We start from the raw sequence: 14796 nt of genomic DNA on the forward strand, positions 1-14796 counted from the left end.
AAAAATGCACACGGAAGTGTACCAGATCTCTGGCCGTTATCTCACCCTTTCTGCATGGGTTCCCCGTTTTCTGGCCTCTTTTTACAATCTGTCAAACGCAAAATATCACACAGCACCTCATCCAGATCATCGCCTGTCCAGACATCATGATGGACAAGATACTTCACAAGGCATTCTCTTGCCTTTGCTGTTGACAGAAATTCTGCAATCTCCATCGTATAGTGTCTGGAAAAACCCCTCCAGCATCTTCATTATCAGCCTGTGACGCACCCTTTGTTCTTTGATCTGCTTTTTTCCTGCTTTATTCTGCCTTTCATTTCTTGTATCCCGGAAATCATCACTCTGGCCTGGAAATATCTGAAGAATGATGAAGATAGCATCCTTCTTCATGAGAGAAAATCATGCCAACTGCCTGCAGATAGGCATAAATGATGGTTGTGCCCACAAACTTCATGCCTCGTTTTTTCAGGTCCTTTGCGATGGCATCTGACAGGGCAGAATCTGTACGTCCGGTTTCACAGATCACCCTGTAGTCTGTCCACTTCCAGAGATAGCAGTCAAAGCTCCCGTATTCCCGCTGGATCTGGCTGAAGATCCTGGCATTGACAACAGCAGCACTGATCTTGCGGCGATTGCGGATGATGCCGGCATCCTGCTGCAGCAAAGCAATCTTTTCCGGCCCGTAATCGCAAATTTTATCCAGATCAAAATCATCAAAAGCCTTCCGGAAGGCTTCCCGCCTGTTCAATATGCACTCCCAGGAAAGACCGGCCTGAAAGCACTCCAGTATCAGCATCTCCAGCAGTCTGTGATCGTCATGAACCGGAACACCCCACTCTTCATCATGATAGCGGATGTACAGCTCATTATGCGGATTTGCCCAGTGACATCTCTGTTTGCCATCTGCCCATTCCATGATTCATCCTTTCCGGTATTTTCTTTTCATTGCTGCAATGTCTGCCTGTCTGATGCATGAAAAGCCGGAAGATCCACTCCTTCCAGCTGCAGCAGTGCGATCTTGCGTTCTGTGCCGCCGGCATAGCCCCCTAGACTGCCATCTTTGCAGACAACACGGTGGCAGGGAATGATAATCGAAAGAGGATTATGGCCGACAGCACCACCGATGGCCTGGCTGCTCATACTGCTTATGCCCATCTCTTCTGCCACTTTTTTTCCCAGTTCACCATATGTGACAACCTGGCCATAGGGAATCCTGCTTAGAAGCTTCCAGACTGTATGGCGAAACGGGGTTCCGATGGGAGCCAGAGGAAGTTCAAAAATATCCGGCCGCTGTCCCTGGAAATAACGATCCAGCCAGTCCACTGCCATTTTGAACACAGGCAGATCATCCTTTTCTTCCCATTGTGAACCAATGGCGCCGCCAAAGTATTTCTGTCCTTCAAACCAGGCACCAGACAGATTTCTGCCATCACTGGCAAGCGTAACAATACCAAGTTGTGATACATAATCCGCTGAATAATACACAGTATCTCCTTCTGCCTTCAGGCAACTAGGAGAAAAGCGGACAGCATATCCAGATGCCGTCCGACTTTTCTTTTCTCATAATTTACTCAGACATTGATCTCGGCCACTTCGCCAAGCAGATCCCTGTTCGCATCCAGCATCGGCTGAATCACTGTATCCAGATACTTCTCCACCTGGTGCGGCGCACAGCCGACATACAGCTTCGGATCCAGCTTTGACTGCAGTTCTTCCAGCGTGACATGGAACATCGGATCATTGGCAATCAGTTCCAGCAGATTGTTGTCCAGACCGTCTTCCTTGACACGGCGGCCTGCCTGCATGGACAGCTCACGAATGCGCTCATGGAGCTCCTGACGATTGCCGCCATACTTCTCCACCTCATCCATCATGATATTCTCGGTTGCCATAAATGGCAGCTCATCTTTCAGATGACGCTCAATCATCTTCGGATACACCTTCATGCCATCGGTCACATTCAGGCAGAGATCCAGCACACCATCAATGGCAAGGAAGCCTTCCGGAACAGACAGACGCTTGTTGGCAGAATCGTCCAATGTACGCTCAAACCACTGCACACCGCTTGTAATGGCAGGATTCAAAGCATCCACCATGACATAGCGGGACAAAGAGCAGATCCGCTCAGAACGCATCGGATTGCGCTTGTAAGCCATGGCAGAAGAACCAATCTGTGTCTTTTCAAACGGCTCCTCCACTTCCTTCATATGCTGCAGAAGACGGATATCCGTTGCCATCTTCATGGCCGAGGCCGCAATGCCAGCCAGCACATTGGCAACCTGCGTATCCACTTTGCGGGAATAGGTCTGCCCACTGACCGGAACGCACGCCTCAAAGCCCATCTTTTTTGCAATCATCGGATCCAGAGCATCCACCTTTTCAAGATCTCCCTGGAACAGTTCCAGGAAAGATGCCTGGGTGCCGGTTGTTCCCTTGGAACCAAGCAGCTTGAGATTCTTCAGTTCATGCTCAACTTCTTCCAGATCCAGCATGAATTCATTGATCCAAAGTGTCGCCCGCTTGCCAACTGTTGTTGGCTGGGCGGGCTGATAATGCGTAAAAGCAAGCGTAGGCTGGTCTTTCTGCTCACGGGCAAACTTTGCCAGAGCTGCAATCACATTGATCAGCTTCCTGCGCACCAGTGTCAGTGCTTCCTTCATCAGAATAATATCAGTATTGTCGCCGACATAGCAGCTTGTGGCACCAAGATGAATGATGCCCTTTGCCTTAGGGCACTGTACGCCATAGGCATACACATGACTCATTACATCATGGCGGACAACCTTCTCTCTTGCCCTTGCCACATCATAGTTGATGTCATCCTGATGTGACTTCATCTCTGCGATCATGTCATCCGTGATGCGGTCAATGCCAAGTTCCTTCTCCGTCTGGGCAAGTGCAATCCAGAGTCTTCTCCATGTACGGAATTTGTGGTCCTCAGAGAAGATGAACTGCATTTCCTTGCTTGCATAGCGCTCTGAGAGCGGACTGATATAGCGGTCTGTATTTGTCATGTATCCCTCCTGCATGAAATCGCTGTGATACTGCCTGATGTATTACTAAAACCGAGGCAAGTATAGCATAAAGAAAGAACTTAGAGATATGACGACAGGAAATGATAGAGGATCTCATCTGTATGTTCATCGATTTTCAGATCCTCTGCAAGTTCTCCTGCCGGCTCCTGCAGAGAACATTCACCGCAGATATCAACGCCAATGACACGATGATGATGGAATGTTTCTTTTACAATCCGGCCAAGCATCGCAAGATTCATGCTTCCCTGGTCCCAGTTGGTTCTTGCACAGGAGCGGTCCAGCACATCTTTATCAATCGAGATATACGCAGGAAGATCATTCCGGATCAAGCCAAAAGCCTGTCCGGCCTCCTCGCTCTCCAGTTTCTGCATACTGATGCACAGTACTTTCTTTTTCATTTCCTCTGGCAGATGTGTAATCTGAGCAGAAGACGGTCCAATCAGCACAAGCTGCTTCAGCATGGATCTTCGCCGCAGCATCTCCCCTGCCCAGCTGCCGCAGCTGACAAGATCATGAATCATCGGCCGCTGCATATCTGTATGATGATCAAACAAAAACAGTACATACGGCGTTTTGATCCGTTCTGTAATAATACCCGTTACATAGTGGTAATTCCCATTGTCCAGGAAATGAATGCCATGAATTCCATAAGGGCGGATTCTTTCACGAATCTTTTCAGCAGCCTGCGGGGTCACATAGAGATCCGTCCCCTGAATATCACTGCAGTCAATGCGGTGAAGACGAAGAACCTTCTTTTCAATATCATCTGGATACACATGCGAAAAATCCAAAATATAGTTTTCTCTTTTCTCTGTTTTCTGCATACGGTTAGAGGATACCGCAGTCTGCAGGATCTGCCAGTGCAAACACTATTTGAGAATGCGGTCAGCTCTGGCCGGAAAAAGCCACCAGCCTGTTTTTCTCCATCTGTTCTCTCCACCTTATGCACGAAGCATCCTTCCAACATGGGAATGTCTGCCCTTTGTGCCATTCACTAGATCAAAAGCGGATAACTGCGATCATTCGCATCGTTATCCTTCTTTCAAATCATCCTTTCAGCGCTGTACGACGCAGAACGGATTTCCATCCGGATCATTCAGCACCATATAGTCTGCGCCGTCCTCATAGTTCCATTTCTTTCTCGTCGCTCCAAGAGAAAGCAGACGTTCCACTTCTTCCTTCTGATGATCGGTAAACAGATCCATATGATGTCTCTGTGCCTTATCCGACGTAATCAGTTTCAAAGACAGCTGAATGCCATTGCCAGACTTAGGTATCAGAACTGCCCAATCAACTTCGGCTGGATATTTCAGGTGATAATCCAAAGCCGCAGACCAGAAAGCCACTGCCCGATTGATATCTTTGACACCCCATACAATTGATCCGATTTCAAGCATGCATGCCTCCTGCAGATTTCAATCACCTTGTGAAACAGAAGAATCATCAGTCAATTGGGTCAAAATACGAGCTGTCCTTATGACATACCGGGCATTCTGCCGGTGGATTCACATCTTCACAGACATAGCCGCACACCCTGCACTTCCACGTTCTGATCAGGTCAAAGTATGAGCTGTCCTTGTGGCATACTGGACATTCTGCCGGCGGGTTTTCTCCTTCATAGATGTATCCGCAGATGCGGCATTTCCATTTCCGTGTCTTACTGCCAGGTTCTGTGATTTCTTCATAATCGCTGGCTGTTTCTGTCTCTTTGCTTGCATCTCCAATATAGGCCGCAATCCCTGATTTCGCTTCTTTTCCATTTGTTTCAAACGTCTGCAGTGTCTGATACTTTCCAGCATCTTCACCAAGCAGTGAACTCCTGTCGATATAAGATGTATGCAGCATCTTTTCTGCCAGTGGTGACAGCGGCTTGCCATAGAATTCTGCATAGAGCTGTTTCAGTTCAGGATTTTCATGACTCTTGCGGATCTTCATTGATGCATCTCTTTGATAAAGGCTTGCAATGCGGTTTTCCAGCATCTTTTCACGCTCATCTATGGAAGCCTTGGGCTGACCGCCGCCGCCAATACAGCCGCCCGGGCAGGTCATTACTTCCACAAAGTCATACTGTTTTCCGGTTTCTTTTGCCATCGCCAGAAACCTGCGGACATTGGATGTGCCATAGATGACAGCCAGATTCAGATGAAGATCGCCAACTTGTAACGATGCTTCGCGGATTTCCTGCATGCCGCGCACTGGTTCCAGCGTATACAGCTGATCTGGTGCAGGTTTGTGCGTTACATATTCATATGCTGTACGGACTGCAGCCTCCATCACACCACCTGTATTGCCAAAGATCACTCCGGCCCCGGATGCCTCACCCATCAGCTTGTCAAACTTTGCATCTTCCAGCGAACCAAAATCAATATGGTTCTCTTTAGCCCAGTCAGCAAGTTCTCTTGTTGTAATGACGTGGTCCATGTCGCGCAGATCGGGCATATCAAGATATTTTGCGGACGCATTCATTTCCTCACGGCGGATTTCAAACTTCTTGGCTGTACATGGAGTCAAAGCAACATTGACAATACGTCCTGGATCAAGGCCCATCTTCTTTGCAAAATATGTTTTAACCGTCGGACCCTGCATACCGATCGGGCTCTTGGCGGATGAAATATTCGGCAGCAGTTCCGGATAATAAATCTCGGCAAACTTCACCCAGGCAGGACAGCAGGATGTAAACTGTGGTAAAGGTCCAGTATGTTTTGTCAGACGTTCCACCAGTTCGCTGGCTTCTTCAACAATCGTCATATCTGCAGCAAAGTTGGTATCCAGCACATAGTCAGCACCCATTTTCCGCAGCAGAGCAACCATCTTACCTTCAACAAAGCTTCCTCTTGGCATGCCAAAAGCTTCACCTAAGGAAACACGCACAGAAGGAGATGTACTGACAATCACGATCTTTTCAGGATCCGCAGCAGCCGCAAGCACCGCATCCATTTCCGGTGTTTCTGTAATGGAGCCAACCGGGCATACATTGGCACACTGCCCGCAATGAATGCACACAGCTGTATCATTGGTTTTAGCAAGATCATAATAGCCAAGTACACTTACATAATCACGGCAGATATCCCTGCACTGACCGCATTTGATACACAGATTCTCAATTCTGCGGATGGAAGGGTTGTCACCCTCAATCGGTACACGAATCGCTTCTGAAAGATGTTTACTCATGATCTGTCTCCTTTTGAACGATATTCATTCCGACGCATATACTGGATTCTCTTGTCTGTTAGCCAAAAATGTACTGCAGTTCAATTGCTGATGTCAGTACTATTCAAACATCATTATCATTGAATCATCGGCCGCAATTGTCAATACGTTTTATGATCACGAAGAAAACTCTGTTGCTCTTTCACGCAATGTCTGAAAGATTATCAATCATGTCACATGGCCAGTCAGAATGAAGCATGCTCACAATCTTACATGCAAAGAAAAGAGATCCGTTAATAGCGGATCTCCGAGATCACTTCCTGAATCTCCTCAAGGCTCAGCGGTGTTGTTGAACCATGATCTTCCTGATCCTGATTATCGTCCACCATGATCTCTCCTCCCATATAGTGTTTAATTCACCCAACAGATCACATGATAGTACGAAAGGCGCAAAATCCAATTCTTGCATTTTACATATGAACTGTTCCTGCTATTTGCATGTAATTAATAAAGCACAGAGTATCAATGATTTCGCAAAAGTGAAAATAAAATGATACAAATATCAATTTACTTTTTTATCAGCGCGTTGCCTAATGAGCCGCCCATTGAAGAGCCGGCATGAAATGGAATCATAATACCTTCAGATGCTGATTTTAAAGTGATATCGCTGCGTAATCCAGGCTGTTCCTCAAAAGAATCGATATTTGCGAATAAGGCTTTGCACATTTGATAGACTGCCGCATCAGACACCTCCTGCGAGACAAGCAGCACTGCCTTTACACCAAGCGTCTGCACTTCCGGTATTCCTTCATAAGTACCCGCAGGCACTGTCATCTGTACATAGCCATCAAAAGTATTGCAGATCCGGTCCATTTCGTCCTGTGACAAAGACAGTAGACGGATATTTGCTGCACTGCCACCTGTTTCCTTTACCTGAAGCTCATATCCCTGCTTTTCCTCATGCAGTGCCTCACTCAGCATCGTCCCAAATGCATATAATACAGACCGTCAGAATCTGCCGTTCCAAAGCGGATTGTCTGCTTTGTCATGCATCCAGTGAGCGAGGAAGCAACAAGTACTGGTACAACCTTTCGTTTCATGTTCATTTCTACCCATCTGCTCTGCGCTGCGTTTCGTTTCACGATGAATATATTAGAAATAATAGATTTTTATGCTTTGCCTTTTTCCGGGAAAATCCACCAGCAGGATACAAGAGCGACGACAATATATGCCGCAATCGGGAAATATCCGCCAAACAATGCTGCCAGCGAATAGGTGATGATACTGATAATGTTTCGGGGACTTAATCGAAACTGCTTTGCGGTTCCGTTTTCACATGCAATAAGATACACCATCAGATGAAACAGAAGACAGGCAAAAAGCATATCTGTGAAATACAGACACACAGGCGCAAATGAAGTGGGATGATTGTCAATCCACGCCGTTGTAAACGGAATAAATGACATCACAAACAACCATGCAATATTGCACCACAGGATCGGATAATTGACCCGTTTTGCCTGATTGATGAGAATCTGGTGGTTTACCCAGTAAATGGCGACAAAGAAGAAACTGAGCATATAGGCAAGCAAGACAGGCCAAAGGGCCAGAAAGTCGCCCCAGCTATCACTGACAGGCTGTTTCAGTTCCAATACCATGATGGTGATGATGATCGCCAGAACACCATCACTGAATGCTTCTAATCGATTCTTTTCCATAGCGTTCTGAGATTATTACTGATTTTTACATTTTGCAACCAGATTAAGATCATTTGTGCTTTCTCTATCGCGATTACTGCAATATTCTCAAGCAGCTTTTTACCAAGCAGCAGCGATGATCAGAATCAGATGGGAATCACCAAACAGGGATACGCCTTTTTGAGAAAACTCTTTGTCGAATGTGCACAATCCTTCTCCCGGGCATCATCCGGCAAAAGTGAAGTACTGAAGAAGCGGCAGGAAGGCAACGCTCCCGAAGTCATTGCATATGCGGACAGAGCGAATGAACGCCTCCGGAAGAGATACATGCATCTTGTGCTGCACAATCGAAAGAGCCATAACAAAGCAACAGTAGCCATAGCACGTAAGCTGGCATGCTTTATATGGGGAATGATGACAGGCAATATTCATACTGTTCTTGCGTAAGATGATTTTATCGATTGCAAGGTATCAGCCAGGACTTACGGTGAATAATGCAGAAGAAATCAGTGAATGACAGAAACATAGAAACAGGAGGGATATGAATTAGACTGAAGGCATCTCCATGATGATCCACGATTTCAGACAGCAGAGCTGGCGGCGAAACCATTGGCCTGTGGGGTGGGAGAGCATTTGTCCCTGATACACGAATAACAGAATGGCTAAATACCGCGAACTGTTGAAAATCCGAGACTCTTTCCTCATACCTTCAACAGCAAAGGAAAAAATTGAATCAATCCGAAACTGGCACTTGCCATCGGCTTTTACATAACAGCTTCCTTTTCATATACAAACTGAAATTTCATCAAACGCTTTAAAGATTTCTGTCCGAATATGCAATACGACCTTCTTCAAAACCTAATTCCTTTACCCACGAATCATAATTGTCATTACAGTATCTGTTAAAGTCTTCAACAGATTTTAAATGATCAATAACTTTAGCAGCATCATCCAATTTTCCAATACTCTGAAGACATTCAATAAGCTGATTATTTGGCAAAGTTTCCACATCCCATTCATCATATCCGTTTGTACTGATGTGCAAATCAAAATGATTACTTCCATCAAAACCTGTAATTCTCTGTCCTCTGAAACGTTTTACAATTCGTAATTCAATTTTTTCAATATCCTTATATGGAATAGTAACAAGGCGATCCCGATAGTCTTTGGTTTTCATTTTGTAATAATTGCTTATCACAAGTTCATCTTCTTTGAAATCCAATAAACGCGGGAACGGATAATCACCAAAATTATCACTTTTTTCGATAAAACTTCCATTAACCGCAACAGCCGCAACAATCTTTTTCATAACTTTTTCCTCTTTTTTCAGTCTCACATCAGACAATGCTTCTCGAGCCGATCTGGTTTTTCCGCCTTTAATCTCATTTTCGGATATCTCCAGCTCACGGTAGAGCTGCTCCTTCTGATGCATCTCCTCGAAGACCTCCATACTCATCAGCACCATATCGCCATATCCATTCTTTGTTACAAAAATAGGATCAGAACTCTTATGGCACATTTCGGAAACTTTTGCCGTATCTTTTAAATCTTTAATAGGAATGATCCGCGGCATGTAACCACCTCTTTTTTCTCCCTAACTATGTCTTATTTATACCATAATTATGGGTCTCCGCAGCGCTATCTGCAACACTTCTTAACTACAAATTGACATAAAGTAAAAGGCATCAGACGTAAAAGCCGCTGCCATGTCACCCCTGATTCTTTATCAATTCAGAAAAAATGTTTCAAAATAAACTTTTCCCTTCTGATGTTTATTAAGCATGGGTGCAATAGTCACCATTGTTAGGGCCGGGCGGAATGGGCCATTTTGCGCCGGGAGAAAACGACCAATTTCAGCCGAAAGAGAAGGGCCAATGCGCCAAGCCCATTCATTTCAAATGTCTAATTCTGTAAATTGTTAATCAATTTGCTTCGATCGCAATAGTGTTATATTTGATTACTATCTTATGCCACTTACGTCCCAAGTGCGTAATTTCATGTTGAGCAGCAGGGCTCAACGGGTTATACTTTAATTACGATCTTAAGACGATTACGGACTAAGTGCGCAATATCAGGAGGCGTCAATGATACAACGTGATCTTTATCTTCACCAACTTGTTTCCTATATGTGGGATGGCCAGATCAAAGTTATTACCGGAATCCGGCGGTGCGGAAAGTCCGTTCTTTTATTCGACCTGTTTCGTGACTATCTGCTGTCACAGGGGACGAGCGCCGAGAACATCATTACAATCGAACTTGATAAACGCAAAGATGTAAAATACCGCAGCCCGATTGCTCTCAGCAACATGGTCGAGGCAAAGATACAAAACAGCGCACAACAGTACTATCTCTTTATAGATGAAATTCAACTGTCTGTTTCCGTTCCAGATCCGGATCTGCCCGGCGAAAAGGTAACAATCTATGATATGCTGAATGAACTGCGGGGATACAAAAATCTTGATGTGTATGTCACAGGAAGCAATTCCCGGATGCTGTCAAGCGACATTGTAACAGAATTTCGCGGCCGTTCTTCTCAGATTCATGTATATCCTCTTTCTTTCCGGGAATTCTTTGCCGCTGCAGGAGGAGATAAAAGAGATGCATTTGACCGCTATATGCTTTATGGCGGGATGCCATACCTTCTGAATCTGAAGGAAGACCGACAGCGAAAAGACTATTTAGCACAGCTTTTTAATGAGGTATATATCAAGGATATCATTGAGCGTGAGGGAATTGAACGCCCTGATGTACTTTCTGATATCCTGGACTTTCTTGCTTCATCTGTCGGTTCTCTGACAAACCCTACCAATATTGCAAACACACTGAACAGTACAAAAAGAGCGAATATCAGCCCTAAAACTGTTTCAAGTTACCTGGAATACCTGAAGAATGCCTTTCTGATCAGCGAAGCAAAGCGCTGGGATATCAAGGGAAAACGATATTTTCAGTATCCAAACAAATATTATTACACAGATATCGGGCTCCGTAATGCGCGAGTTAATTTCCGGCAATTTGATCCGGGTCATATCATGGAAAACATCCTGTACAATGAACTGATTATACAGGGATATTCTGTTGATGTTGGTGTCGTCCTCGACAGGCGAAAAGATCAGAAGGTGCAAAAGGAAATTGATTTTGTTGTCAATCAAGGAGACAAAAAGGTATATATCCAATCCGCCTATGAAATGTCTCATACAGAAAAGACAACCAGTGAACTGGACTCTCTGCGACTGACGAATGATTTCTTTGAGAAAATCGTTATGCGTCGGGATATTCCGGCGTCATTTACGGATGAAAACGGCATTCGTCATATCAATGTACTGGATTTCCTGCTTGGCAAAGAAACAATCTTCTGATTCATAAGATAATCGGCACCACATGGTAGGATGAATCTTCTGGATGAGGTCGCGAGCATAGCAGCGGATCTGGATAGATTCAGTGATGCGAGGAGAAATTTATTATGGCAGTAAGAAAAGCAGATAAAATGGCAGACCAATTTCTTGGCCTGCCAAAGGTTCTACACCGCTTTTATCTCAAAGGTCTCCGGAGACTTCGTAGCTTCCTTTACAAATCCTTCCCAGTTCAATAGGAAGTCTTGATAGATAAGGAATGAATCGGGGAGAGCGAGAACCCATTTATTCTCAAATTTATAGTATGAGACATCGGTTAGCGCCACATGGAAGATATTGTCTGTGAACTACTCGGCTACAAGTAACTGAGCTTCAAAGTGGCACAGGCCACTTTTCTTTTTTCCTGTGTTTCCAGACTGTCAGGAATGTGTACGTATCTCACAGTTGCCCATGAGGCGCGATGCATTCTGCTGTAGGTATTCTGTATGGTCTTGCATTCTCCATACAGTGGTTTCAGGCTATCCCCGCCGTCCCAGCGGTTGTTGATGCTCATATTTTCAACAGGTGCAGTAGATCCGCACTGCTTCGTCTCTGATATTCAGTGCTGCGTTTTCATCACGGTCATGATGATGTCCGCAGTCAGGGCATGTCCACTCACGTACAGACAAATCTTTGGTGAGTTTGTGCAATGTCCCGCATGCATGGCACATCTGGCTGCTGGGAAAGAACTTCCCAACTTTGATGACGCGCTTTCCAGCCCTATGTGCTTTATAAGCAAGCATGCTGGTAAACATGCCCCATCCCTTGTCACCGACAGACTTTCCGAAGTGCAAAGACTGTGACATTGCCCTCATATTCAGATCCTCTATTCCGATCATGTCGTAGGTATCCACTAACTGTCGTGACAGCTTGTGTAAGGCATCGCTGCGCTGATGCTTGGCTTTCGCACTCAGCTTTGCGATTTTTACCCGCTGCTTACGATAGTTGGAAGATCCTTTCTCCATATGAGACAGTTTTCTCTGCTCTCTGGCAATTCTGTTCTGCATAGCATGATATGGTTTGCCATAATCGATATGCTTACCGTTGGAATCGACACAAAAGTTATGCATAGACATATCCAGCCCGATTGCATTGTCCGGATCGATGTCATGGCATATCTCTTCATGCGGCACTTCGTACAGGAGTGAAAAATAGTATTTGCCATCAGGCTCATGGGTGACAGTAACAGACTTCAGTACGCCGTGTGCTGGCACCGTACGATGTGCTCTGACCATGATTTCTCCATCAATCTTAGGGAGTTTGAGGAAGCCTGCTTTTCTTTTGCCCATCCGAAAACGCAGATTGGCTGCGCCTTTGGAGGCAATATTTGTTGTGTATGAATCATAATGATCAGCTTTTCTTTTATACTTCGGATAGGCAGATTTGCCATGGAAGAAGTTGCCGAACGCTCTATTAAGGTGCAGCTGCACGTTTGCAAGCGCAAGCGAATCAACCTCCTTCAGCCATTGACAGCATGACAGATGTTTGTACCATGCGGGCGTCAGATTTAATGACTCACCTGTGTGCTTATAACATGCAGACCGATCATACAGCATGCGATTATACAGCCATCTGCAGGCGCCAAGCGTCTGGTTTAACGTCTCCATTTGAGCAGATGTCGGCATGCCGCAAAAGCGCAATGCAATGCGATCAACATTTGCAGAAACACACTGCCCAGGTCTTCTTTTCTTTGCATTTGTGCTATTCGACATACCTGCCGCTCCTTTCCAGTTAGCGTTGAACATTCTGCTGATGAGCGATATAGCGTTTTACATTTTCTTCGCTTGTAGATCCTATCGTTTCAATGAAATAAGAGCCATTCCACAACTGTCCTCTCCATAATTGGTTTCTGAGCTCTGGATACAATTTGAACAGGCGCAGGCCTGATGTTCCTTTCAGGTGCTTGACAATAAATGTAATTGACAGCTTTGGAGGGGCGGTCACAAAGCAATGTACATGGTCTGCTTCATCAACCTCGCACTGGTCAAGTGAGAAGCCATTCTCCGCGGCCACATCGTGTAAGATCTGCTGCAGTGACTTCTCAATATCAGGTGTCAGCACTTTACGCCTGTATTTGACGCACCAGACAATGTGATAGTGGATGTTGTATACGCAGGTACGCGCATGTACATATCTGTCATCTTTCATACATATAGTATAGTATATATCATCCGAATATATGTATTATTATCAAGCAAATATGTATTGTACACATAGTTTAAAAAGGCCGATTCATCTCCCCTACAAGTAAGGGAGAATTCTCGGCATACTTCTTAAAACGAGCGACTTCAAGGTCCTGAATCTCCCCTTGCGATAATTTCTTCTCATTGATATTTTCATCGAAATTCTCATAAATGAAAACAGTGATGTGGGAATACAGCTCAAATCCGATATCATCCTCATCTGGAGTTGGTTCTCCTTCATTGGGATACTGCTTGGGATCGTGATCGTAAGAGAACAGTACCTTTCCCATGGATAGAACCTGAACCGTGTCAACAGGGACCTTCCTGAAGAGCCCTACCTTACGGATCTCTGGTACCACATTCAGTGTGCATTCGAATCCATATTTTTCACAGAAAAATGGATTAAATGTGTTCATAGTATCTAGCATATGTCCGTTAATATTCATATTTATTATCGTGCGCTTACCTTTTTCAAACTTATCCTCCCATTACACGCAGTATAATACTATCCGGTCTTTGACACCCGGTAAAAACAGCGAGTCCCGGAAGTACCAAAAAATCAATACTTCCGGGACTTTTCTTCTGATTTTGTCGTTTACATAACACAAGCACTTGAGGAGATGAAGAAAGAGCTCGGTGACAGGTTTTCTTTGGACAGAGTGAATCTGGCTGAGCTTTCGAGAAGGACACACATTTCTCGTTCGAAACTGCGCAGTGCACGCAAGCACGAATTCGTGATTATGCCGAATGGCAATAAGGGACGGAAGAAAGAAAAGACCGTTCTTACCGGCTATACAGCAATCATTGATACTCATCTTTCTGGAGGTATCACCAACTCAATTCTTTGATCTCATAGACCGACGCTATGGGAAAGAAGGTCCACACACCATTATCTTTACCAGCAATAAGCAGCCGAATGAATGGCATGATAAATTTTATACGCTGATGATGCTTAACTTTTGCGAAATTGTAAGTCCTGAAGCCTCTTACTGTATGTATGATTCAAAAAAAGGTAGTGGATGCACAAAACCGCTACCTTTTCCATAGTGTGTCGGGCATGGCACACATCTAGCCTGCAATAGAGGCAGGCCGCGGGTATTTGTCGCCAAGCGAAGTGAACTACCAGCCGAGGGTGAATAACCCAGAGCGAAAGCAGTAGCTAGCATATTTCTGAGCTTACGTACAGAAACCTGATTGAGGCCATAAGGCGGATAAGGCTGCTATGCAAGCTGAAGTCCAAAAGACAAACGTAAAGCCGACCGGTAAATCAGGAAGCTATGGAAATTACAGATGTGTGTCTTACCCCGAGAGATCCTGCGGACAGATGAACCTAAACACAGGG

General features: G+C 45.0%; 16 protein-coding genes. 3 read left to right on the plus strand and 13 right to left on the minus strand.

The genetic code is table 11. From position 1 onward, the window contains the following. Nucleotides 1-41 precede the first annotated feature (41 nt). From DHU66_RS12185 to DHU66_RS06690, 9 genes are all read right to left on the minus strand, one after another. Nucleotides 42-215 carry a hypothetical protein gene (locus tag DHU66_RS12185; protein WP_167836299.1) on the minus strand — a complete coding sequence of 58 codons (174 nt, stop codon included), beginning with the start codon at nt 213-215 and terminating at the stop codon, nt 42-44. Between the two features lie 122 nt (nt 216-337). Continuing rightward, nucleotides 338-916, minus strand: coding sequence for a DNA-3-methyladenine glycosylase I (locus DHU66_RS06655; RefSeq protein ID WP_108775096.1), 579 nt, complete (start codon nt 914-916; stop codon nt 338-340). A 26-nt stretch (nt 917-942) separates the two neighbouring features. Beyond that, on the minus strand, nt 943-1485 hold the full coding sequence (locus DHU66_RS06660; RefSeq protein ID WP_108775097.1) for a methylated-DNA--[protein]-cysteine S-methyltransferase: 543 nt from the start codon (nt 1483-1485) through the stop codon (nt 943-945). A gap of 86 nt (nt 1486-1571) precedes the next feature. Further along, complete coding sequence (purB, locus tag DHU66_RS06665; RefSeq protein ID WP_108775098.1) at nt 1572-3014, minus strand: adenylosuccinate lyase; 1443 nt, start codon at nt 3012-3014, stop codon at nt 1572-1574. A gap of 80 nt (nt 3015-3094) precedes the next feature. Then, nucleotides 3095-3859 (minus strand): arginase family protein, encoded by a 765-nt coding sequence (locus tag DHU66_RS06670; RefSeq protein WP_108775099.1) that lies wholly within the window; start codon nt 3857-3859, stop codon nt 3095-3097. Nucleotides 3860-4090: 231 nt separating this feature from the next. Continuing rightward, nucleotides 4091-4432, minus strand: coding sequence for a VOC family protein (locus DHU66_RS06675; RefSeq protein ID WP_108775100.1), 342 nt, complete (start codon nt 4430-4432; stop codon nt 4091-4093). A 46-nt stretch (nt 4433-4478) separates the two neighbouring features. Then, complete coding sequence (locus tag DHU66_RS06680; RefSeq protein WP_108775101.1) at nt 4479-6206, minus strand: [FeFe] hydrogenase, group A; 1728 nt, start codon at nt 6204-6206, stop codon at nt 4479-4481. 546 nt (nt 6207-6752) lie between these two features. Continuing rightward, on the minus strand, nt 6753-7166 hold the full coding sequence (locus tag DHU66_RS06685) for a TAXI family TRAP transporter solute-binding subunit (protein ID WP_108775102.1): 414 nt from the start codon (nt 7164-7166) through the stop codon (nt 6753-6755). 188 nt (nt 7167-7354) lie between these two features. Beyond that, a complete protein-coding gene (locus DHU66_RS06690; RefSeq protein WP_108775103.1) occupies nt 7355-7903 on the minus strand; it encodes a TMEM175 family protein in 549 nt (182 codons plus the stop codon). Nucleotides 7904-8032: 129 nt separating this feature from the next. Here DHU66_RS06690 and DHU66_RS06695 point away from each other — a divergent pair, with 129 nt between their 5' ends. After that, the gene (locus DHU66_RS06695; RefSeq protein WP_108775104.1) at nt 8033-8329 is read left to right on the plus strand and encodes a hypothetical protein; all 297 of its coding nucleotides are present in this window, start codon (nt 8033-8035) and stop codon (nt 8327-8329) included. Nucleotides 8330-8696: 367 nt separating this feature from the next. Here the strand turns inward: DHU66_RS06695 and DHU66_RS12330 are convergent, their stop codons facing one another. Continuing rightward, nucleotides 8697-9455 carry a type II toxin-antitoxin system Phd/YefM family antitoxin gene (locus DHU66_RS12330; RefSeq protein ID WP_209451762.1) on the minus strand — a complete coding sequence of 253 codons (759 nt, stop codon included), beginning with the start codon at nt 9453-9455 and terminating at the stop codon, nt 8697-8699. Between the two features lie 511 nt (nt 9456-9966). Between DHU66_RS12330 and DHU66_RS06705 the strand changes: the two genes are divergently transcribed. After that, nucleotides 9967-11238, plus strand: a complete 1272-nt coding sequence (locus DHU66_RS06705; protein WP_108775105.1) for an ATP-binding protein — start codon at nt 9967-9969, stop codon at nt 11236-11238. 551 nt (nt 11239-11789) lie between these two features. Here the strand turns inward: DHU66_RS06705 and DHU66_RS06715 are convergent. From DHU66_RS06715 to DHU66_RS06725, 3 genes are all read right to left on the minus strand, one after another. After that, on the minus strand, nt 11790-12983 hold the full coding sequence (locus DHU66_RS06715) for an RNA-guided endonuclease TnpB family protein (protein WP_167836300.1): 1194 nt from the start codon (nt 12981-12983) through the stop codon (nt 11790-11792). 19 nt (nt 12984-13002) lie between these two features. Next, entirely contained in the window at nt 13003-13419 is a 417-nt protein-coding gene (gene tnpA, locus DHU66_RS06720; RefSeq protein ID WP_108775108.1) for an IS200/IS605 family transposase, read from the minus strand. Nucleotides 13420-13489: 70 nt separating this feature from the next. Beyond that, a complete protein-coding gene (locus DHU66_RS06725; RefSeq protein WP_135358319.1) occupies nt 13490-13870 on the minus strand; it encodes a hypothetical protein in 381 nt (126 codons plus the stop codon). A 204-nt stretch (nt 13871-14074) separates the two neighbouring features. On the opposite strand from DHU66_RS06725, the gene DHU66_RS12190 reads away from it, so the two are divergent. Then, on the plus strand, nt 14075-14302 hold the full coding sequence (locus DHU66_RS12190; RefSeq protein ID WP_167836301.1) for a hypothetical protein: 228 nt from the start codon (nt 14075-14077) through the stop codon (nt 14300-14302). Nucleotides 14303-14796 lie beyond the last annotated feature (494 nt).

Origin of the sequence: Lactimicrobium massiliense (assembly GCF_900343155.1) — a bacterium.
In the GTDB taxonomy this organism is placed as follows: Bacteria; Bacillota_I; Bacilli_A; order Erysipelotrichales; family Erysipelotrichaceae; genus Bulleidia; species Bulleidia massiliensis.